Origin of the sequence: Exiguobacterium sp. J17977, assembly GCF_018616375.1 — a bacterium.
GTDB classification, from domain to species: domain Bacteria; phylum Bacillota; class Bacilli; order Exiguobacteriales; family Exiguobacteriaceae; genus Exiguobacterium; species Exiguobacterium mexicanum.
Genome location: NZ_JAEQBB010000010.1, coordinates 16305 through 39682, shown reverse-complemented (window position 1 = coordinate 39682; position 23378 = coordinate 16305). Strand labels below are relative to the sequence as shown.

At 34.9% G+C, this 23378-nt stretch carries 16 protein-coding genes and 1 tRNA gene; 9 read left to right on the top strand and 8 right to left on the bottom strand.

Translation table 11 applies throughout. From position 1 onward, the window contains the following. Window positions 1-247: 247 nt before the first annotated feature. On the bottom strand, window positions 248-1315 hold the full coding sequence (locus KNO58_RS14375) for a hypothetical protein (RefSeq protein WP_214755005.1): 1068 nt from the start codon (window positions 1313-1315) through the stop codon (window positions 248-250). Window positions 1316-2181: 866 nt separating this feature from the next. Further along, on the bottom strand, window positions 2182-3618 hold the full coding sequence (locus tag KNO58_RS14370) for a hypothetical protein (RefSeq protein WP_214755003.1): 1437 nt from the start codon (window positions 3616-3618) through the stop codon (window positions 2182-2184). A gap of 244 nt (window positions 3619-3862) precedes the next feature. On the opposite strand from KNO58_RS14370, the gene KNO58_RS14365 reads away from it, so the two are divergent. After that, on the top strand, window positions 3863-5674 hold the full coding sequence (locus tag KNO58_RS14365; protein WP_214755001.1) for a hypothetical protein: 1812 nt from the start codon (window positions 3863-3865) through the stop codon (window positions 5672-5674). A gap of 1644 nt (window positions 5675-7318) precedes the next feature. Here KNO58_RS14365 and KNO58_RS14360 read toward each other — a convergent pair. The 4 genes from KNO58_RS14360 to KNO58_RS14345 form a co-directional block, all read right to left on the bottom strand. Then, the gene (locus KNO58_RS14360; protein WP_214754999.1) at window positions 7319-7687 is read right to left on the bottom strand and encodes a hypothetical protein; all 369 of its coding nucleotides are present in this window, start codon (window positions 7685-7687) and stop codon (window positions 7319-7321) included. Between the two features lie 1712 nt (window positions 7688-9399). Further along, entirely contained in the window at window positions 9400-9999 is a 600-nt protein-coding gene (locus tag KNO58_RS14355; protein ID WP_214754996.1) for a sigma-70 family RNA polymerase sigma factor, read from the bottom strand. A 1631-nt stretch (window positions 10000-11630) separates the two neighbouring features. Then, a complete protein-coding gene (locus KNO58_RS14350; RefSeq protein ID WP_214754994.1) occupies window positions 11631-12515 on the bottom strand; it encodes an FAD-dependent thymidylate synthase in 885 nt (294 codons plus the stop codon). A gap of 690 nt (window positions 12516-13205) precedes the next feature. Next, complete coding sequence (locus KNO58_RS14345) at window positions 13206-14273, bottom strand: hypothetical protein (protein WP_214754992.1); 1068 nt, start codon at window positions 14271-14273, stop codon at window positions 13206-13208. An 859-nt stretch (window positions 14274-15132) separates the two neighbouring features. Between KNO58_RS14345 and KNO58_RS14340 the strand changes: the two genes are divergently transcribed. The 7 genes from KNO58_RS14340 to KNO58_RS14310 all read left to right on the top strand — a co-directional run bounded on the left by KNO58_RS14340 (window position 15133) and on the right by KNO58_RS14310 (window position 18909). After that, a tRNA-Arg gene (locus KNO58_RS14340) sits at window positions 15133-15206 on the top strand. Between the two features lie 268 nt (window positions 15207-15474). Next, window positions 15475-16011, top strand: coding sequence for a hypothetical protein (locus KNO58_RS14335; RefSeq protein ID WP_214754990.1), 537 nt, complete (start codon window positions 15475-15477; stop codon window positions 16009-16011). A 17-nt stretch (window positions 16012-16028) separates the two neighbouring features. Beyond that, window positions 16029-16550 carry a hypothetical protein gene (locus tag KNO58_RS14330; RefSeq protein ID WP_214754988.1) on the top strand — a complete coding sequence of 174 codons (522 nt, stop codon included), beginning with the start codon at window positions 16029-16031 and terminating at the stop codon, window positions 16548-16550. A 24-nt stretch (window positions 16551-16574) separates the two neighbouring features. Continuing rightward, complete coding sequence (locus KNO58_RS14325; protein WP_214754986.1) at window positions 16575-17093, top strand: hypothetical protein; 519 nt, start codon at window positions 16575-16577, stop codon at window positions 17091-17093. A 99-nt stretch (window positions 17094-17192) separates the two neighbouring features. Beyond that, window positions 17193-17423: a BhlA/UviB family holin-like peptide gene (locus KNO58_RS14320; protein ID WP_214754984.1), complete on the top strand. Its 231-nt coding sequence runs from the start codon at window positions 17193-17195 to the stop codon at window positions 17421-17423. 15 nt (window positions 17424-17438) lie between these two features. Then, window positions 17439-18425, top strand: coding sequence for an N-acetylmuramoyl-L-alanine amidase (locus KNO58_RS14315; protein WP_214754982.1), 987 nt, complete (start codon window positions 17439-17441; stop codon window positions 18423-18425). Between the two features lie 370 nt (window positions 18426-18795). Beyond that, window positions 18796-18909 (top strand): IS3 family transposase, encoded by a 114-nt coding sequence (locus KNO58_RS14310; RefSeq protein WP_214754980.1) that lies wholly within the window; start codon window positions 18796-18798, stop codon window positions 18907-18909. Window positions 18910-19183: 274 nt separating this feature from the next. On the opposite strand, the gene KNO58_RS14305 is transcribed toward KNO58_RS14310, so the two are convergent. After that, window positions 19184-19765: a YcxB family protein gene (locus KNO58_RS14305; RefSeq protein ID WP_214754978.1), complete on the bottom strand. Its 582-nt coding sequence runs from the start codon at window positions 19763-19765 to the stop codon at window positions 19184-19186. 639 nt (window positions 19766-20404) lie between these two features. Further along, window positions 20405-21430, bottom strand: a complete 1026-nt coding sequence (locus tag KNO58_RS14300; RefSeq protein WP_214754976.1) for a tyrosine-type recombinase/integrase — start codon at window positions 21428-21430, stop codon at window positions 20405-20407. 312 nt (window positions 21431-21742) lie between these two features. On the opposite strand from KNO58_RS14300, the gene KNO58_RS14295 reads away from it, so the two are divergent. Further along, complete coding sequence (locus tag KNO58_RS14295; RefSeq protein ID WP_214754974.1) at window positions 21743-22555, top strand: S1 family peptidase; 813 nt, start codon at window positions 21743-21745, stop codon at window positions 22553-22555. Window positions 22556-23378 lie beyond the last annotated feature (823 nt).

Below are 23378 nucleotides of genomic sequence, written 5' to 3'. Positions count from 1 at the left end.
TCGTTCGAAAGGGTTCTTTTTTTATCAACCTTGATTTGAGAATTGAAAAACATGAGAGGATTTAATTCAACAAATTCTTGATTATTTAACTACCTGCTTTGTTTTTTTTCCTAAAAAGTAAAAATGGTACAGTCAACAAGCAATGATGACTTAGAATGAATGGAAAACAAAACAAACAGGCGGAAATCCCTGCAATAATGGGTTGTTTTCATATATATTTTCAAAAATGGACATGACAAATAGACCATCATGTGATAGCCAAATTTGCCTGGGTCTCTTTTAGTCGTTGATGGAGATAGAAGATCGGCTCCTCAAAGAACAGCTTATGGGTGCTCGAGTGGACCAATTCCTCACGATGGTGTAGGAATGCCTGTTTTAACTCTTCGACGACCCATTTGAATGTCTCGGCCCCGAATGTATCGCTCATCGAGAAGAGTGAATCACGGTTGACCTTGAGCACGTCAAAGTCGAAGAACTCCCCTACTCGCTTGCGCAACTCGAACCAAAGGAGTTGAACATCAGTGCGGTCTTTTTCTTTGATCTGCTTACTGTCTTGCGCAGCCGATAGCTGGACTTCAAGTAAGAGCGGTCGCGTCACGTCTTGAACTCGTTTTTTGAGCGAGATGTTCTGTTTGACCATATTTAAGAAACGCTTACTGTCTTCGACAAGCGAGACCTGCAAGAATTTGAGACCAGACATCATCTTTTGGATGGCGAGCTTATGGCCACAATATTTAGGAAGGAAGCCTTTGATCTCATCATACGTCAGGATGGCCTGTTCATTTGACTGGACATGAACATCTTTTTCGACCTGGACGATTGTCCGTAGCGCGAGTCGCAACGTGTTTACATTATCGAGTGCGATCAGTTCGGCCAAGAGACCGTGCCAAACAGACGTATATCCAGTCTTCGAACCGACCGTAGCACCGTCTACAAACAAATCGCGATAGTTTTCAAGGTAATCCGTCAATTGGATTGAAAACACTCCTGGGAAGTGACGGACGACCGTCATGAGGCCATTCTGCTCGAATGTCTTCAGGTTGTTATGTAGGGAGCGGATCGACGTGCATGCAAAATCCGCAAGCGTGTTGTCTTCTGCAAATTCAATCTTCCCTTGGTCATCGGCATAGGCGAGAATAGAGAGAATATGACGGATCCGAGACTTGGTCCATTTGAAGGCCGTGAAACAGGCCGGAATATTATAGTAATGCTGCTCGTAGCGATAGTGATCTGCGCGCTTCGTCCAACGCGTTAATCCGCTCATTGCGACTAATAACTTGTTTGCGACCAAAATATGTCGATTCGTCTCCGTCATCTCTCCTACACCTCCCCTATCCTAAAATATGCTAGTTTCAGTATCTTGTTCTTTTCAATTGGTGTCAAAGTGCGGTTTCAGTACGATGTTTTGCGACCAAATTTTATAAAGCGTTGATGTTGAGCCATTTTTACAGGGGAATAGGGTGTCGTTTCAGTACGACGGTTTACGACCAAATTAATAAGAACGGCTTTATCAAGCCATTTTAACTTTATGCAGAGTAGAATTTTCATCGAAAAAGAGTGCGAAATGTCATTTCAGTACGACGGTTTGCGACCAAATTGATGAAAATGTCGTTTCAGTACGACGATTTGCGACCAAACCGTCAAAAATGTCGTTTCAGTACGACGATTTGCGACCATTTTTAAGAAATGACAACTTTAAACTATTTTAAAAATTCATTAAAAAAGTGAAAGATGTCGTTTTGGTACGATGGTTTACGACCAAATTAACGAAAATGTCGTTTCGGTACGATGATTTGCGACCAAATTGATAGAGATGTCGTTTCAGTACGATGATTCGCGACCAAATTCAGTGATAATGTTGTTTCGGTACGATGTTTTACGACCAAGTTGAATGTACAGAAATGATTTATTGTCGATTTTATCTCTCAAACAATAAATCAATGTCGTTTCAGTACGATTGACTTTGCACCAAAATGTAACGAAAATGACTGTTAATGAGAGAAATATATGATCATAAAATCTGATGTGACTTGATTGAATCATTGCTAGTATCCACTAATTTTCCTGTCATTACAGAGAATATAATACGCCAATGTTCCATGTGAAACAGTAGCTGAATAACCAGTATATAAAAAAAAGAAGCCCATTTATAAAAAGGCTTCTTTTGAGCATTTGCTTCTATTAAAGGAGTAATGTGTCTGTATGGTTTAATAACTCCCATGATTCGAGCGGATAGAACGTGAAGAAATAGTAATCGCCGGAACGGTGCCAGTCTTTCAAGATGAACTCATGTTCTTTGATGCGGTTAAGATTTGCCTCAAGTTCTAGTAAGTTCTCCGATTTACGAGATTTATTAAAGCGAATCGAATAAGTAAATTGACGCCAATGTCGGCGGACCGGACTTTGTTCCCCTGTCTGGATGGCAGCCATTCGTTCCTTTTGAAGGACAAACGCTAAGTGATAAGCGAAGCTGCCTTTCAACTGTTCAATCTGTTCGCCGTATATACTAACGATCTGTTGCTTGAGCAGATCATCATAGACCTCCTCAGTCACCGTGACGATCACTTGGCTGTCTGCGAGTGTCGTCGCATTCTTGATGGTGACAGAAGAGAAGAGTCCACGGATAAAGAAGTCCCCTTCATCGTTGTGTCCTGCGACACGGTAGTAGCCAAGCTTCATCAGTCGCTTCGTCGTCAGGTCATAGCTTTTACCACTCTTGTTGGCATAGAGCTTTTCGACCAAGTGAACTAACGGAAAGATGATTTTGCGACTCGTCTGGAAGGAGATGTCACGGTAAGACAAAATCTCGGTGAAAGCTTCAAAGTCTTTCGAATCAAGATCAGGCACTTTACCGTTCAACTCTTGGATAAACTCTTTACTGACCAAGACGGAGAGATTTTGTGGAACCCCCTCTTTGTACTTCGGGACGACCGAGTCATAGTTCAGAAGCTCTAGGTTGAGCTGTGTCGCATCGTTAAGCTTCTCGTCAAGTTGATCGGTTTTGTTCTTGATGCGATCAGACATCCCGAAAAACGGGATGTCGACAGCAAGTGTCGGTGAATGATGTGCCACCCGTTGCATCGAATCAATCTCTTTCGCTACTTCTCCTAAAATCATAAGAATATCCGTTTTCAGCGTAGTGGTCTTTTGATTTACTGTTTTTTGAGACCAATACGGATACGTATGAATCAGTTGGTTTGGATCCTCGGCCCACTCCTCGATTTCGCTGATGCAGAGATTCATATAGTCCTCTATCGTTTTCACGTGAAACTCTTTATGGAGTCCTTCAAGACCTGCGACTTTCACATAGGCTGAGATCATGTCATGTTTAGCGCGAAGTTCCTTATTGTAACCACGCGTCTCCTGATAATTACGGACAGCCGTTTTCACCCATCTCCGTTTCAACTTCATGAAGGAGTAATAACGGATCTTTTTATAAGCACTCTCAATGTTCTCAAGCGCATAGTGTTTTTGATAGAGCGATGCGACGAATTCGTTGATATCAAAAATAGAGACACCTTGGAGGATTTTCTCCATGCCATGTTGCTTAATTGTATTCACCGCTTGCGTAATAATGAGTTGTTGAGAGCGGCTGTTGGAGGATGAATGGTTCTCCATGTTAATCACCTCTTCTTCACTAAATATAGCATATTATTAAACAATCAAATTTTCTAACCAATTCTATTTATTTCAATTACCGTATTTGTGTTACAAATATGATTTATTGTATATTTTAGAATTTAACCAAATATTTGAATTAGTCATGCATATATTTCACTATTATTGTAATATATAAGTTACATATAATTGATTACTATACCATTCGCTCAACATGTGATTTAAAGCTAAAGGAGAAACTAAAATGACTTATTGTTTTGCTTGGAAAGATAAAAATGATGTGTATATGATTGCAGATTCTGTTTCCTCATCCCTTGTAAGTAATGAAGTAGACGAAAAAGAATGCTCTAGTATGGGAGAAAATTATGGACTCTATAACTCTTATTTTATAGAAGAAACTGATGTGAAAATTCATGTGATAAATAATTATGCGATGGCTTTTGCAGGTAATCTCGAAGTATTTTATCAATTAAAAAAACAAATGGACTTGATGAGCGATACTTTGCAATTAAATGAGATAATTCAATACATAAAGAATTACTTGAGCAGTTCTGAAAATTCTAATCAAGAAGTACTTTTAGTTTCTCATAATTCAACCAACAAATTATTTTACATAAATAGCAAAACGCATCAAGAAATTGATACATTCATATCCATTGGAAGTGGGAAAAAAATAGAAGGATTAGATACTTCATTAAATAATTTTGTTGGAACTCTTTCACTTTATAATTATGATGCATTAGAAGATATTGTTCGAATGAAGCTAAGTATGACAGCATCATTATTTCAAATAATATCATTAAAAAATAATTTTTTAGATTATGGAGTAGGAGGGACAATAACGGGAGTCTGTATCCATGAAACAATAGAGTGGGCAGATGATTTTCTTTACTTTTTTTACGATGAAAATTTGAAAGATAAAAAATTAATAAACGTTCTTACTAGAAAAAATACACTTATCACAGGGTCTGATTATTCTCAACAAACGAAAATGTTTAGACTACCTGATTCTGATAAAAAATACAGTGAGCATGAAATAAGAAAATTGAAAAGATACAATATTAAAAATATGTCTTCGCATATACCGAAGTATATAATTTTCTATAGTTTTTTTTATAACGTAATTCATTTTTATGATACTCAAAGAGTTACTCAGACTCACTTTGTTAAATTACTTGCTCGCAGAAGTAATATTGAGGTGAAGTGGGAAATGTTTTTAGATCCAGATTTTATAGAATATTATTTGTTAGCTCATAAAAAGAATGAAAATGATTTTTTACCTGATGTCTATCGGGTGTTGGGTTTAGAAAGTGATTATAAATCGCGACAAGATTTAATAGACTCAACTGGAAATTTTGAAGATGTTGATTATAGTTATGATGATTTTGATTTTCCATTCGAGACAGTAAAAGTGGACTTTAAGGAAATTGAAAACTACTTTAATAATACAACTTTAGATGATTATGAAAATCTAGTCATAATTAATATGAATTATTTCGAAAAGAAAATTAATGAGTTGATATTTTTTTATAAAGGATTGAACTTAAATTTTGATTACAATAATGTTTTGAACCGTTTATATAATTTTTTGAATGAACAATTTGATATTGAATTTCGATTTATGTTTTTTTGGACGAGAGAATCCACTTTGGATAATTTGATCTTTGAGTACGAAGACCGTTATATTGAAGAAAAACATGAATGTGAGTTATTTATAAATAAGTTAGTTCACAATTATTACACTAAAGAAAATTATTTTCATCTTAATAAAATTGTTATCGTTGACGACAGTGCGTATTACAATGAATTGTTTTCTATTTTACCCAGATACAACCATGATGTAAAAGAGGCAGATATATTCATAGTAAGAAATTTAAACCATGATACTGAAGTTTCACATTCTCCATTTTATTTTAGCGCGGACATATTATTTTCAAAATTTTCAGGTGCAAGTGAAGAAGTTTTAAAACTTTGGAGTCCTGACGATTATGAAATAGAAGAAGAAAAAGAGTTCATGTTAAGTTACCTTAATAGAACATTAGAAAAAAATGACTAAAAAGTATGCGCCGGCGCATACTTATTTAAAGAAATAGTTTTAATGTATTAACGTGATATCTTTTAGAAATGGGTTTTAATTCACGGATGCAAAAAACGAAATGAGTTATACTATATTTATTTAGGTGAAAAGAAAAGACGAGAAGTTAATCTTATTATTTGAAAGGATCTCTTCAAAACATTTAAGAGTAAATTTACGTTAGAGATTGTCTATTATATGACAGTTGAAGTCAAAGAGCAGAAGATAAGCCATAGGGGTTCTTCAAATCAGAAACTACAAAATTTGAAAGATATGTATTTCCGAAATGGTTTGTTTCAAATAGGTTCCCCATGAAAGATTTTCAACTTAAAAAAATAAAAACGTTGTTAAAGTTCAAAAAAATTGAATCTTATTATTTCTAGATAAATATAAATGTAATCAATTTTCACTTCGATATGAGACAGGCCTAAATTTCGCCACAATATAAAAACACCTCGCGGTGGTACACTTAAACAAGCGCTAGCATCGTAGGTGTTTTTTTAGTGGGGAGAACGTATGGTTAAGGGAAATAAAATAAAGTGGACACAGTTAAAAAAATAAACTAAGCGGAGAGTTGGCTAATAAAGAAATCATAGAAAATTCGACATCAAAAACGAATGTAAAATTCACACATGAATGAGATGGTATCAGTTCAATGAAATCTATCGACTTGACCAGCTTATCGTGAAGCACGCTCTAGTGCTAAAGCAAACATTCATCGAGGATGCAAGCATATAAAATATCAAAATGGACATCGAAATGTAAAGGGCACCCTGTTAAAGAAAAACTACTAGTTTGCAGCCGAACCGGAATAGCAAATAGAAACTCATGAAAAATTGTCATTGATCAAGCCCGAATCAAATGGAAGTCTTAGGCTGAGCGCTTGATTTCCTCAAACGAGACTTCATGGTCAAAAGACCGAGGAAGGAATGAGTCATGGACACCACCTAAATCCAATATGGAAACACTACGAAATACCTTTTTACAATCATCCACCTATTTAACAATGAAATCATAGCCCATAAGTTATACGAGCATCAACAGATCCCACTAGTCATCGATACGTCAAATATGCATTTAGAGATTCGGTACAAACCTCGAGGACTATTATTCATTCAAATTAAGTTAGTGTTTATGTACCTCGTATATCTTTCAAGGTTTCGTCATGAGGAACTATCTGACTAGCATCGTGTCTCGAAAAGACAACTATTGAGACGATGAGGCGATCTAATCATTCCATTCGAATTTGGAGTTTTAGAGGTTTTAGTACGTCACATTCAACTCATAAAGCAATCCATAAAGTGTGAGTCATAACCTACTATTTAATGAGGACATTATCTAAAAAAAAATAGGACATCATCATACCAGTAAAATCCGGTATGATGATGTCCTAAGCAAAACATTATTAATATTGTCTAGTATGGCTAGGTCAGTATAAATAATGATTCTAAATTTATTAAATTTATAAGCTAATTGTGAAGTATTGAAGATTAGTAAATGACTTATCACTAACAGGTTAGGAAATAAAAATTACATATTAGCAGGTTGACATTATACTTAGGTTTCATATAATAAAATAGTATACAGTAATGCTAAGGTATGTTAAAAAAATAAATAACAGTTCCGTTATTTACAATTTTTATGCGCCTTTTCCTCATCATCTTCAAAAAAAGGATTTAAATAATCTTTCCGGCCACAATTAGTACATATTTTTCTATTCAAAGATATAGAGTTACAAAAATCGCATCTTGCCTTTCCGTATCTCACATCGCACATAATATCCTCTATAAAATCTTCATCTACCCTCAAAGGCTCGTCAAATAGTCCTTTTATAGGTTTTAGATAGTATTCATACTTGTGTAAATGATTTGTATCTACCTCTACCCATCTCCCTTTTAAGTACGAGAAGATATTCTCCCAACCCGTATCCCAGCCGAAGTCAGCAGACATTATAGAATAATAATCTGGGGCATCTTCCCGGATTTTCACTTTCATGAATTCACCTCCACGATGAATATAATTTTAGCACTCACATAATTTACTGTAAACAAATCAGATAAAACCCTTCATATTATCTTTAAGGAGTTAAAATGTGAATTAAATTCAAAACAATGTAATTTTTTGATGCTTTACTCCTTCGTTGTAAGTTATTGATAAAAGGCTTTAAACGTCCAATTGATTTTGATACTTCTGACGCAGACAACGTTTCCCGCTTTCTTATCTGATGTCTGTCGTCATCCATATGGATGATTTCGATGTGATAAAGTATGGAGTACAGTATCGCAGTGGCGATGACGTGATTCATTACTAATTCACCAACTAATTGGGCCCTTTTTCATGGGAAACATTATCGACCGTATATATAATTTGCGAAAAAGGATAGTGGCGTTTCGTTCATTATGGCTATCTATGTGTCAAAAAATTTCTTATATGAACGTACCAGTGCGTTCTATTGCATTAAGAAGAGAAAGATGTCTAATATCTTTTTTTTAGGAGGAAAGGTTTGTTGAAAGGCTCGTCTCCTTAAAAGAATTTCTTTATTCAACCTTGCAATGTTCGATGCGTCAATTTTATCGTTCTAGATTGACGAATTAACTTGTGGATGTAATCGATTTATTCTTATCGTTGTCGCTCAGTCATCTTTTAGATGTATGTAGTGCGTCTTTAAATAATTCTTGTATTGTGGACTAATTTCTAAATCGGGACGTCTTGTCTTTTATATTTTTGCAGTCTGGAATAAGTGTCAATTTGTTGCTCTCAGCGTCTGATAGTTTGCAGATCAAACGATTCGAGAAGATTCATTTTGTTAAATAGAAAACAATGTTTAATTATGCTCTCATTATTCTTTTTAAAGTTCTGAAACTCGAGCTCGCAGTCTCGTTTCATCGGAAAATGGATGGCCTAGCGGGACTGGAAGGATCCGTCCCATGCCACAACCTAAATGATAAGAGGTGAGAGAGTACAGGTAGAGACCTTGTTAACATCTCGAGAAGGAAGTAAGGAAGGAAGGAAGTCGGACGTCTGGTCTCGAAATCTCGGATAATTGTCCTGTTTTTTTCTCCAAGCAAGGCATTAATAACAACTTACGCGAAGGGTTTGCAAGATCCAAATGTGTTCTTAACGTATAAACCTTCGGAGTATTGTCCTATCACTAATTATGTCTAAGATATATTCCAGCCCGATTGAACTCATTCTACGTAAAAACCACCATAGTCTATATTCCAAACGAATAGATACGCTTGACGCAACCGTTCACGTCGACAAGTCCCAGTTCCAGAAAAACTTATTCAACATGATGAATTTCTTCAAACCTTTTAGTTTAGTAAGTTAATTCCCGAAGATAGTTTCAACAAAAACGATAAAAAATTTTAACAGCAGTGGTTATGTACGTAGCAATATATAAAGAATTATACATAATTTTGCTTAGTATTTTTCTGATTAATTTAAAACCGTAGTTTAAGGAGTAGACAATAAATAAAGTATTAGAAAGTAATAAAAAATAATTAATATACTATTTAATACATATACACTATGCTACTGTTCTAATAAGAAGAGGTTTCTATATTGGTATTTTTTTGATGATAAAATAATCAGATATCAGGTAGACAATGATTTAAAGGCCCTCTATAATATAAAAAGCAAGAGCCTGGCAGGGCTCTTGCTAAGCAAAAGTATTGATAGTCTTATTGGCAGATAAGAGTCGATACTTAGGTAAGGTATTCGTTTTTAATTATTTTTTGAAGTTTTTTTCGAAGCTTTACTACTCGTTGGTTGGCAGCCTGTCGAGTAATTCTATGTCTTGTTGCATAGTCTTGGACTGAATGTTCTTTCTTATTTAGTAGAATGAGTAATAACTCTTTCTCACTATCAGAAGGAACATTTTTTTGTATGATTTCAAATAATTCTTTGAAAAAAAAATTATTTGATGCTGATTCTTCAGAGACAAACATATCTTCTAATCTTAAATCATTTTCATTTTGTGTAGCATTCATTGAGAACAACCCATTATGCTGGTTTTTTTTTGCATATCGAGAATAAGTTACATTTCGAACTCCTTTTAACAGTTTGTATTGGAGATATGTGCTGAAACAATAATTTAGATCTGGGTCGTACTGTTCAAACGCTCTCCAAATTTCTAATTCCATTTCCTGCATAAAGTCTTCTTCTTCAATTGGATTATAAAGCGACTTTGAATTGGCTTTGCGCATTTCTTTAATCGCCATAGGTCGGTGCAATTTTCGTACTTCCTCAAATGTAAGTTCTTTAGAAGTACCGTCAGAAAATAGGATTAACTTCGTTTCTGTCATTATTCTATTCCCCCAATTTATTTTAAATATACGATACGTTTATATCTTGATCTGGGGAAACGTAAATCAAAATCTCATATCTTTTTAATTTTTTATCAAAAAAGGGAACGTATGTTCTTTTTTTAGGCAAACAAAAAGTGGTGCTAATTTTCGGCTGAATTTCGCTACCATATGAGAAACTCGACTATTTGTTTCATGGTATGTAGAGAAGTTTTAGATTTAGAAAGTTGAACAAACCAGTAGATCATGCTGGATTATACGAACAATTTTCTAACTAACTCGTACATAAGTAATGAACTGAAAAAATCCGACTTATTTTTTTACTTTTAATTAAAGTTGTAAGTTAATCTTCAAAGAACTACAAATTACAAAGTTGTAAAATTTTAGTGCTGAAGTCATGAGGAAATAAGCAAGCATACATTTAGACCTAATGAATACGTTTTAAATAATAACATTAAGCCCCTCTAGTGTGAAGGAGTATATGACACCTTTTTAATCGACATTTTATGACAAAATTATCTCTATGAAAGAATATAATGTGATTTTTTGAGATTAATTAATTCATATAAACTATTGTACATTTTTATAAATGTGAATTTTTATTTTTTTTTTAACATTAAAAGGGAATCATATTTTATAAAATTGTCGAACTGTCGAAGGAATGATAACAGTTTAAGTGTAAACCAAATCGAATAAGTTAGACAATGAATGATTCATCAGGCTACGTAAATCACCTAGGTCTGCTATTCTACAAGGCTCAGGTGATTGAAGTCGTTTCCAGTTATAGTAATGGATGTAGCTTAAAGTGAGCATGCCATCGAACTCCTGAGATAGAATAGCATGGATTATAGAGCAGTGAAAAAGCCTTCAAGGTTGTGTTGTCGAGACAGTTATATTTACGTGATATGATTTTGAGTAATACCGTAATCGTGAAGCTTTGCTTGCACGGTAATTGTATTGCTAGCCTGGGTCAGAGGGGAGGATTACTCATACTCACCTCACTATCTAAACTCTCAACCGATCTTAAGTTAGAGATTACTGGGGGGAGATTCGTTGCCTCAGTTCCTCATCTGGGATAGTCAATTGGTCGGCATATCGTTTACTATCTTTAGTTTAAATGTAGGTGAGTTGAATATATCCTAATACTTCTCTGCAAAACTTAGTACTTGTCTCTTCCTATCAAATAGAGGTTGGCGATTTTGTATTTGAATGCCGTTAAATATTTGATCATATATAAAACATAAAAGCTGGATTTTCATGTCAAAAATTTATGGGATAATTGCGTATATATTATATTAATGTGATGTTAGAAAGGTACCTTGTATACTTTAAAGTTTCTTTTATTTATAAAAAGAGGATAGTTTCGCTATCCTCAGTAAGATGTCATTTTTCACTTTTTAATAAGTTGATAAATTAGGATCTAAAATACGAATTGTAAATTTATCATGAGATATAGGTTCACGAACTGAACGGTCGGGCTCTATTACCGATATAAAACTTTCTTCTTGGCACTTTTAGACAAAAATAAAGCAATGAGACTTTCTGTATTGTTATATGTTTATAAGCCTCTAATTATGAGCAAGCTTATTAATAGTTGTGTTCTCGATTTTTTAAATATGTGAAAGTCAGTATCATTCGGGTTGTGTGGTAAAGATTTCACCCTTGCGAATCATTTCGATATGGTCGGTTGCTGTTTCAGAAAAGAAAACCAGGTCTCCTTTATATTCTGTAAGCATTGATTCAAACTTCGTTTTTTCATTAGGTGGATTTGTGCCATTTAAATTTTCACTGTTGCAATGTGAAGGTTGTTCAAAGTCTACAAGATTTAAATGGGCAATTGGGTATTGCTGACAAACCGCAAGCCACATCTGATAAGCAAGAATGTTAATTGATTTCGATTGATTTTGTTGATCAATATGTTGTTCAACAAATCCAAGCAAATCTTTGAAGTTACAGCTCACGTGATAAAAATTGTCATGATTTTTGTTTAAAATAAGACGAGCGTCCGTGGTTGAAATCTTTTTAGATTCAATCATGTCAGCATAGAGTTCATGACACAGTTGAGTCAAATCTTTATAACGTTTATAGAATTTTGGTGAATTTTCAATCGACTCAGGAACAACGGTTTTAAAGTCAGGTGATAAATGATCATCTGTACATTGTGCGGAGAAGGATAAAGTATGGTGACGAATTAAACGTAGCGCGTCTTGCACACTAATGCCTTTAACCCGAAAGGTAAGTCGGATCGTTTCCAGAATTGATGGAAGTGTCTTGGATTTAAACGCTTTTTCAAGATTATCTGCATTTTGGCTTGGTGGATAGGCAAGGTTTGAATCAGCAGATACTTTGGTATTTACGTAGTTAGGTAAATATTGAACAATGTGAGGCCATGGTGTGTGATCAATTAATGAAACTTTAATATTTTCAAGATCATTCATAATTTCGATTTCGGTTTTCTCATCAGATAAAATCTTCGAAGAGTCGGTGACAGGTATAAGATTAATATTTTTTGACATAATATAAAACTCCTTCAAGTAATATGATTTATGTTACTAGATATTTATATCTTTACTAATATAAACGTAAATAACTTACTTTAGATTCGTGGGGAAAAACATGAAATATCCAATTTGAAAACTCTTAAGTAATTAGTAATTTCAATTATGGTTTAGATGAATTTAAACGTTGTGTAGTATAGTTCAATTCTAAAACTTAGCCTTAGTAGTTAAAAACAGAGTCGCGAGTAATTTTGCGTTGCAAATCATTGAGACGAGAAGTCTCTTCCTCACCAAGATCTTCATTTTCATCTTCTGGGAAAATTGTATTGTTAAGTGCCTGATTAAATCGAACGTATAGCCGAATGAACGTAATTATTAATAGAAGTGAAATCCATAGATGTTGCCTCTTTAAATGAAATTTTTTAACCATTTCTATCTCCGTTTGTTTTTATTTTTTGTACTTGCGGTCCTATTTTTTTCGTAAAATGCGTATATAAAAAGCTTTTAAACCAAGGTAACTTTATTTTTTTGTTTTTACTACATTAACTCTATACATACGATTTCTCATTTTTTTAGAGTCTTAGGAATAGACTTTTGAAAAGATAGTTAGATTTAACTACCTTTAAAAATAGTGTTTACCATTTTAAATCTGTAACTACCTTCTCTTTGTACTAATGAGAATTTTATTAGTTTAGATTTGTTTGACTCTTAATTAGATTCTAGATGGCTCTCTTTATCAGACCCATTACGTTTGTCGTATTTATTGCCAACTTTGATGACTTTCTTTGCAATTCGTTGGATAACTCGAGTTATTTCCATCTTGTTAATTTCTAGAGAATCTGCAATAGAGGTATTGGAAGCACCATCTCGCACTTTACTAAGAACAAATTTTTCTCGATTTGTTAATCCAGCCTTTTTAATAGTTTCATTCAAGTCATGCAGAACAAGAGCAAAATCTCCATTACTCAACGGTTGTGGTTCAAAATATAAAAGCCCTTTCACTTTTAGCGCAGGTCTAGACTCTTCAGCAGCGATTGACTTCCCCAATAAGTGATCTTTATCTGTAAAATCAAAAACATCGTAATCGGGTTTAGTAGATTCAGAAACGTTCTTTGGATTGTATGCAAATACACCAGAAAGCGTATCTTTGCAGTAAATCATATCGCGTGCCGTTTGTCCTTTCATTCTGGATAAGAGATATCGATTGTAGTTATTACTCTTTGATTTCAACTCATTACTTAGATAATCATTTAATTGTTTATAATCTTTTAAAATTTGCCCAAGAAAATCTGTCCGTTCTAAATCCTCCGAAACAATCTTTTGAACCTTTTCCGCTTTATAGTTCTTCTCAGAGCATTTCAATAGATGAATCAAGTCCTCTTCGTTATTGAATGATGTTGATCCGCCTAGTTCAGAAAAATTAACTTCCCTTTCCATTTTCCGGCGAAAGTACTGATTGTCTGTGTAGAATACATAGTTGTTTTTTTTAGCGTCCTTTTCATCCTTAACTTCTTTAGAGCTAAGAATATAGTCGGCCATTCGCGACAAAGAGCGGCATACATTTACTTCCTCAGACAAAGGGTCTTGCGAAGTAATATTTGATTTAAAAAGGGTTGAAAAGTAGTCTTCGTAAAAGTCACTTTGATTCAACATTTTTTCAACAACGTCTATTCGATCCTTAAGATGTACTTTTTGATAATCAAGACTCTGTTTTAATTCGTTTACAGTTGCTGATGAGGAACTCTTTATTATTTTTTTTTGATGCGGTAGTGTCATGATAAATCCTCCATCTATTCAATATTCAAAATAATTCAGATAAAAATTTTGTGGGAATATTAATTGGAGTATTTATATCTAGTTAAATAAATTTGTAAAGTTATTAAGAGTCGATGAGACATAAGGATAGAGGAAAATGTAGAGTGAATTGCGAGGTATTTTCAATCGAAATAAAAATAAAGGTCGAATCAATCAGATAATGACTGTATATAAAAATTTCTCCATTGTGAATTCATTAGAAAATAAACTTCTGAAGTTTGTTGAGAAAACTAGAAAGGATTTAATGAAGGGTTTTTAAGGAGGTGACAAAGTCCGAAATTTAGCAACAGAAAAGTTGCGATGCGGCTCTGCTCCTCCCATAAAAACGAGCTGTGACCGTTAGGATAAATAAAAAAGGCTACAGACAGTTTTTTTGTCTATAGTGCGTTGAATCAATTCGCAAAGGCGTATTGATTCTTTTTTATATTTTAAGAAATTGGATGCTTTATTATGTAAAAGCCAAAGAAGACTTACTGTAAATGGCTATTTTAGAACGAGATATTAATTTGTTGATTTTTTAAAGCTTTTCTTAAAAAATATCAGCTAGTCATATTAATCTCATGCTAAGGGACAGGCGTTTCATAGGATCAAAGTCTAAACATAATATGTAATTGTTTGATTGAGAGCAATGCGGCAACGCTTGTTATTCACTGCTTCTGAATAGGAAGCATCAATACAATATGATTTTGAGTTTATTGGAGAACTGGATCCGGTATTTAAAAACTGATACAAAACTTTTAGCTATATACATATACAGTAGAGAGCCAAAACAGAAGAGTGTCTACCACCTCATCTTGCAAAAGCTCCAGAATTAGGTTTTGTTCCTTTAGCTCAGTTGGATAGAGCATTAGTCTTCTAAACTAACGGTCGGGAGTTCAAATCTCTCAAGGAACACTTAATCATAGATAGTATTGGAGTAACATAACAAATCTAGAATTATTAATTTATGTCTCCTTACTATTTAAAACACGAAAAGAGGTGAAGTGTTTATCTAGTTACACAATTTTTTAAATAAAGGAGTTGAGGGGGTTGTAAGTTATGAAGTTTTAGCTAGAGGAAACGATGTGGGAATATTTTCTTCAAACACGTAGGCAGAGACAGGATTTAGAACAGGCTATTACAAATGGCCATCAATTAAAAACTAATTAGGAGAGTGTTTATTATGGCAAATCCAGTATTAATGAAGTTGAAAGGGACTAGTAATTGCGATCTATATACAACGCCAGATTATGTGAAAGTAGGTTATTTATCTCCTGGTGAAACCTATACTGAGTATGGTATTGAGTACTTTAGCGATAAGCATTATCCCATCACAGATTATTTTAAAGTTGCATCTTATACAACAGTAGGATGGCGAGCTACCTATGCTTGTCCGGTAAGAAATCTTTTTAAAGCAGAAAAAGAACTTGCTTATGGTGCTTCAAACGCTAAGAGAGTCATTTCTTCATCTCAAATTATTTTTGAAACGCGGAGACAAGTGCGAGTTTATAACGGAACAACTTTAATTGAAACCCTTCCAACAGGTTCAGAAATTCGAACAGATGGTACTTCGACAGCTGGTTATTCTCAACCGGATCGTTTATATATCACGGGGTACAAAAGAGCGGGGGCAACGCAATGGAAATACTTCTCATCAAACACGTGGGCAGAAACGGGTATCAAAGCTGGTTATTATACATGGCCATCAATTAAAAACTAATTAGGAGAGTGTTTATTATGGCAAACCCCGTATTATGGAAAGTTACTAGTGTTGCAGATAATCCAAGGCTTCAAGATCTTAATGGAAATACGATTGGCTATATCGGTCAAGGTGAAACACTTGCCTATGCTGGTATTGCTAGAGATTACTGGAATTATGACAGTCGTATGCTTTACGCCTATACTACTAAAGGTTTCACAGTGTGCTTTAACCCAGGACATAACCCTGGAAAATGGACTCATGAACTAGCGTATGGACAGTCGAATGCTAAAAGTGTTCAGTCGCCTTCTCAACTCATTTTTGAAACACGAAGACAAGTTCGAGTATATAGTGGGACTACTTTAATCGAGACGCTTACAACAGGATCGGAAATCCGAACAGATGGCACTTCGACTGCTGGCTCTACTTACCCAGACCGCTTATATATCACAGGATATCGTCGAGCAGGCGCTACACAGTGGAAATATTTTTCTTCAAATACGTGGGCAGAGACAGGAATTCGAGCGGGCTATTACACATGGCCATCAATTAAAAACTAATTAAAAATAGGAGAGTGAATTTTAATGCCGACCCTTCATAAAATTACTTCATTGTCATCTCAAATTGATCTTTACAATTTAAATAACAAAAAAGTCGGATACTTTGGCGTAGGTGAAACGTTTGCCAGATCAAGTTATCTTCATACCGATCAGAATTACATCAAGTATTCAGTGATTTATGCATACACTACAGAAGGATTTATTCCTTGTTATGAAGAGGCATATAGCTCTAACAAAATTGGAACATCTTTGGCGTATGGCTCGAAGTTTGCGAAAAGAGTTATTTCTTCGTCTCAACTGATCTTTGAAACTCGAAGACAGGTACGGGTTTACAGTGGAACTACTTTGATTGAGACGCTTCCAACAGGATCAGAAATCCGAACAGATGGAACCTCGACTTCTGGAGCTACTTATCCAGATCGCTTGTACATTACGGGATATCGTCGGGCAGGCGCTACACAGTGGAAATACTTCTCATCAAACACGTGGGCAGAGACGGGGATTCGAGCGGGCTATTATACAACGCCATCTATTAAAAATTAAATATAGGATAGACGGGATTTAATCCCGTCTTTTTCTTTTTCTATTTAAATTTAAAATAAGATTTGAATTAAGAAAGGCACATTTGAGAGGAGAGGGAATTTGGAACTATTGCTTTTAGAGTTTGGAATGAAGGACAGTATCTTCGTAGGGCTATTTATCTGGCTCTTAATTTATGTTTTGAATACTTCTTCAAGGCGTGAAGAGAAACTGTATGGATTCTTAAATGATATGAAATTTGAATTTTCAAAATTAGTGACTAGTTATGGAAGTCTGACGGAAGATGTTACAGAGATACGTCAAGAACTTCATGAATTCAAAGATAAAAAATGAAAGGAGGATATAGTGATGTCCGATATACTTTTTATCATAGATGCGGGTCATGCCATAAGTACCCCGGGGAAAAGATCTCCGGATGGAGAGAGAGAATGGACATTTAACAATGAAATTGCTAGTGGGTTTGAAGCACGAATGATTCAATATAAAGACGCCAAAGTCGAGCGAGTAGACGATAGAACAGGCGTTGTCGATGTTGCGTTAGCAGAACGAGTTAAAAAGGCGGTTAATCTCGGAGGTAAAGCATACATCTCATTTCATCATAATGCTTATTTAGGCGTGTGGGGCTCACATGGAGGAACAGAGACATTTACAAAAGTAAATCCAAATGCAGCTTCATTGGCTCTTGCTAATGCGGTTCATCCAGCTCTTGTTAAAGGTTATGGCCTTAGAGATAGGGGGATTAAACACACAAACTGGCAAGTTATTAACCATCATCACATGCCAGCTGTTCTTATTGAAGGCGGATTTATGGATTCTACTACTGATATTCAGGTTCTTAGAAAGAAGGAAAAACTGAGAACTGCAGGAGCTCTTGTGGCAGATGCAGTGGCTAAACATTACAGCCTTGTTCTTAAGACTAAGACTGAGTTGCAAACAACTCAAACAAAGAATCGAACTTACAAAATTGTTTCAGGAGATACCCTTTGGTCTATAAGTCAAAAATACAATGTGCCCGTAAAACAACTGGAGATGAATAATCCAGAAGTTATACCTCACAATCTTCAAATTGGAGCACTATTGTATATTGATCGAGTAGCTTTGAATTCAATGGATTCCAACGACTCAAATTCTATAAAATCTCTAGGCACTATTGAAATTCACAATTTAGATAATTTTACTTACATTTATGAAAAAACAACAGATAAATCTAAAAAAATGGGTAAGACAATGAAGGGAGATAAATTTGAGATTTCCGGAAGTGTAGAAGGCTGGTGGGAAGTGATTTTTAACAACCGAAGGAGTTATGTTAAAGAAGAATACGGGAAATTAATTTAATTGAAATTTAGAAAAGAGTATAGATGAGACAGAGCATGAGGCGAAATAAAAAGAGCTTCGTAACATTGATGAACTGAGCCTAATTTTATGGACAGATTAATATAAAGTGCATCGATTTCTATGCGGCGATCAGATGGCCCTGGTATTGTTCCGGGGTTATTTTTTTAAGGTTCCGTTGCTTGCGTTCGCAGTTGTAATAGTCGACATTATTTTTTAGATTCCCGAAGAAGGACTCGATTGGTGCGTTGTCGATACAGTTCCCACGAACCGCGATTGATAAGCCGGATGAGTATAGCGGAACCTTTGGTCCAAATGGATCGTCGCCTCGGGATGTAAATTCTTGTGGAGATGACCTTCAAGCTTCTTCCCCGTGCTCAAGTCCGAGCTCAAGAAGTTTAAGGCTATGGCTCATTTCAAACAGGAGCTCGAGCGCTACATCGAGGTTTACAATCATCGTCGCATCAAGAAACGACTCAGTTTCTAAAGGTCGCCTAACTAAATTATTTAGTGTCTCATTTTTTGTGGACTGTATTCTAAACTCTTCCATTCAAATAGTGCTCGCCGAGACCAATTTTCGACGTCTTTAAATATTTGATTATCAAAAACACCCCATGAAAGCTGAATTTTCATAGAGTGTTAATCTTTTGAGTTTATTTAAATAATATTTGGTAATATCAAGTTACAAACATATATAATTAATTATAATTTTTATTTTTGTATGAAATTGAATAGTAAAGATAATTATCCCGAAGGTAGATTTAGTCACTATTATTTTGGAGCTCATAATTTAAATGTTGCTTAAGTAGTTTTCGGAGTATTTCGTGTTGTTCTTTTTCTAATACATTATGACTTGTAGGTATAATAATTGCTTCGGTTTCTTCATAATACAAAAAAAGATGATTTTTGTCTTGACCGATTATTTTAACCGAGTCCCAGACTACTTTAGTCGTTGTATCTGAATTCTCCCGAGAATATGTTAAATCGATACCGATTTCATGTATATTCAAGGTGATGTCATGAGGCCAACGTTTATCGTTTCTAAGCATGAATTTTAGTTTTGCAATTGTAGCAAAAGCATAAAACTTTTTAACATAACGCATCATTACCAAGGCAAGCAGGATTCCTATAAATATCGGGAGAAGTTGGTACAATTTAAATGACATTAAGTACGATGATTGAGGCAAAACAAGAATAGAGAGCACAATTCCAAATAAAAACACCATTGCTGTTAGCAATATAAAGAGAATACTAGATTTTATTCTATGAAATTTTGTTCTTTTTAAAGAATCTCTTTGTAACGCCATATAATCTTCATATGACATTTGATACTTTACAATCATCCATTTATTCCTCTTTTCTACTTAGATTTAATTACTTTTAAGTATGTGGAAATTATTGTATTTTCAAAAATGGGCGGTTTAAAGCAAGAATAAAAAAGCTACTTTCTATTACCAGTACACTTTTTTATTTTTTTGAAGATATCAAATACTTATCTCGGTGTTATTTGAATTTTGACAATCTAGCCTCTTCTTCTAAATAAAGTGATTCTGTCGAATAACAGATTGAAAGACTTTCTATAACAGATTAAAGATTTTAGATTTTTTGTTGATATAGCTTGTTCACAACTTTCATCTCATGAAAATTATCAATAGCATTAATATAGAAAGTATATCTGATAGCAGACTAATTAACATTAAAATCTAGATTCAATAATTATACTAAGAGAGAGAATTCTATCAATATTGAAATCAATGGACTGTCTCTCATCAACTAATTCAGACATAGCACTTAATCTACACTCTGCTAGACTTATGGATTTTTAGGTCAAAAACCGAAAATAAAAACTTTTCTATATCAACTCTCTTTATAAAAAATAAAAGAGTATAGAGATATGCAGTTTCTAGTCAAGGTTAACCTTAGGTTAACAGTAATAAAGATAATTTCCAAATAAACCACTTTAAACGACGAAAAATATTAAATTATTTAAATGGCAATTTATTATTTGAAATATCTAAAAGCTGATTTAATGATTGCAAGTAACTATTCGTCGTGTTAATTGAGTTATGGCCGACCAGTTGCATCACCCCTATCAACGAATTTCCGTTCGCCAGGAGCTTTGTAATGTAAGCCCGGCGGAACCAGTGGGGCGGGATCTTCTCTTCGTTCGCGACATGGCTAACCGCCTGATGAGTCATTAGCCGCAGGGTCTCATAGGTGATAGCTTTATTAACTTTTTTCGTGCTGAAGGCGATGAAAGGGGACGAGACTTCCTCAATCATCATCAATGTCTGCAGTCGGTTCACGAGATGGCTCGCTTTCTTGGTGAGCGGGATGCGACGCCACTTGTCGCGTTTCCCCTTCACCTCGAGATAGATTGTGTGTTGATTTCGCTTCACGTCGGTGAATTTGATTGATAACAGTTCCGCCGCCCGCATACCTGTGGTCAACAACAAATAACCGATTGTCTCGTTCCGGAGCTCCATGAGCTCTTTTTTTTGTGTCCGCTTGACGGTATGGCGGAACGACTCGGCGATCCGCTCGATCTCGTCGAAGTCGACCTCACGCCGGAGCGGTTCCGAACGTTGCTGGTTCTTCACGTGGAAGGCCAGATTATGTAGATGGTACTGGTTGACGTGAAGGTAGGTCAAGAGACGCTTTAGCATATGGTTCTTCCGCTGCGCCGTGCGTGGGGCATACTGTTCGTTCACCTCGAATAGGTAGCGATGGATGTCGAGCACGGTTAGGTATTTTAACCCGTCGGTCTTCGTCATCACAAAATTAAGGATAAACTCGAGGTCCAGTTTATATGCGCGTCGCGTGTGCGGGCTCTTGTCCGCATAGATTGGGAACAGTTCCGTCGCCCAGAACAATTCGATAATTTCGATGTCAGTCAACGTTTTTAGATCGATATGGTCCTTCCTTAATGCCTCAGCCAATTTTGGGTTCGCACCGGTCAGTTCTCGCAACGCTATGTCGAACGCTTGTTGTTTTTTCTCAAGCTCCATACTTCTCCCTCTTTTCACTATATATTTAAAATTCAAAATGCGTATTTGATAAAACACTTGATGAAAACAAGTATTACATATGTATTTTATATAAAATACATATGTAATTAAATTAATAAATTAAGTGTTTATGTATTACTTATATTGTCTAAGATAAATTAAAATCAATTAACTTGTGATAATCTTATATTATCACAAGTTAATTATTTTTTAATATGATTAAATCTAAGATAATTAATTCGATATTTTTATTATGAACTGAATTCAATTATAATACATATAAAACTATTTTTTTTCAAAAGGAGAATCTTAATGGATATATTTAACTTTGCCGTTTACTCAGTGATTCGTATTGAATGTGACAATGGATTAGTCGGTACTGGATTTTTCTTTTCCTTTCTCAATAAAAAAGTACACAAAATATCTGCAGATAGTGAAACACCATATATAACAATTGTCACTAACAAGCACGTAATAGAAAACGGAAATAATATAAAGATTATTTTTTCGAAGGAACATTACAATCAATCCTGGGGTACAAAGTCTGAAGTATTTAAACTTAATTATCCTTTAAAAAATCATGTGATTATGCATAGTGATCCGGATATTGATTTGTGTGCAATTAAAATTACAAACGCACTAAATTATATTTCATCACCGAACCCATATTTCGAGCCTTTTGACGCATATTTTGAGCCTTTAAGTATCAAACATATTCCTGATGAGAGCCAGTTAGAAGAATTAAATTACGTAGAAGATGTTTTAATGGTGGGATATCCCAATGGTTTGTATGATGAAAAAAATAACCTTCCAATTTTTAGACGTGGAATTACCGCGACACATTCAAGAGTAGATTTTGAAGGTTTACCTGAGTGCCTGATTGATATGTACATAACGGGAGGATCGAGCGGGTCTCCGGTTTTCTTAAATTTTACAAATACAAAAGAAAGAGACCGAAAGCCTTTATTTTTGGGGATTTTAAAAGGAGTGATGATTAAAGAAATAATGGAGTTGGATGATAGTCAAAGTAATAGAATTAGTAAATTTCAAATCGAGATTAATCTAGGAATAGTCATAAAAGCCAAAAGCTTATGGGATATTCAAAAACAAATTTACTCATTGTAAAAATGTTAAATCTCGAGCTCCTATCACAATTCTACAATTTATGACCCATTATGATTTCCAAGTCCAAAGTTATAATTCTTACAGCGGGAACGAAAAAGAGAGTGTCGAGAACAAGGTCGGATATACGATACAATCTTCTTATCCTGGCGCCTGTCATGCATTACTCGAGATTCCATGAGTCATGAGCTCGCGGCCTTCCTACAGGGCAACATGGAGAGTGTAATACGAAAAGAACATGCTGATCTATAAATTCTTCGAGAAGGAGCAAAAACATCTCATTCAATTACCGCAAGAAGACTTCCCAGCATTCAAAGAAAAATTTTTAAAAGTGTAAATACGGTGAAATAACACCCGATATGATAAGGCAAAAGCTTTGGTCTTTCAGAGGCCTGTTATGAGTAAGTAAATGTCGTCTTAAGATGGAACTTGATGAAGATCCTACAACTTTATGAAAAACATCATCAGCACGTGGAAGAGAAACCGAGAAACTTCGGGCACTACAGCTATTCAGAATTTCTGTCTGGAAGAATCAAGGAGTATCTTAGCGTCCCTAACGTACTCGTTCGACACGCTCTAACCGGCTACTTATTAATGTTTTCGACTACCCCGCTTATTTCGACCCCTTCTACCTTAGTCACCCTTGAATGTTTTTGTTGAAAAGTATTTCCGGATTTTTGTTAACTGTCATACGTATATTCGCCCTGTGAATTGCAACGAATTTTATCGTTACGGGCTAATTACTGTTATCAGCAATTTAGAAGCCAGCTGTGTTGCGCCTTGTAAGGTTTCTGCTGTCTTAAATAATTCATTACATGTCTTCATT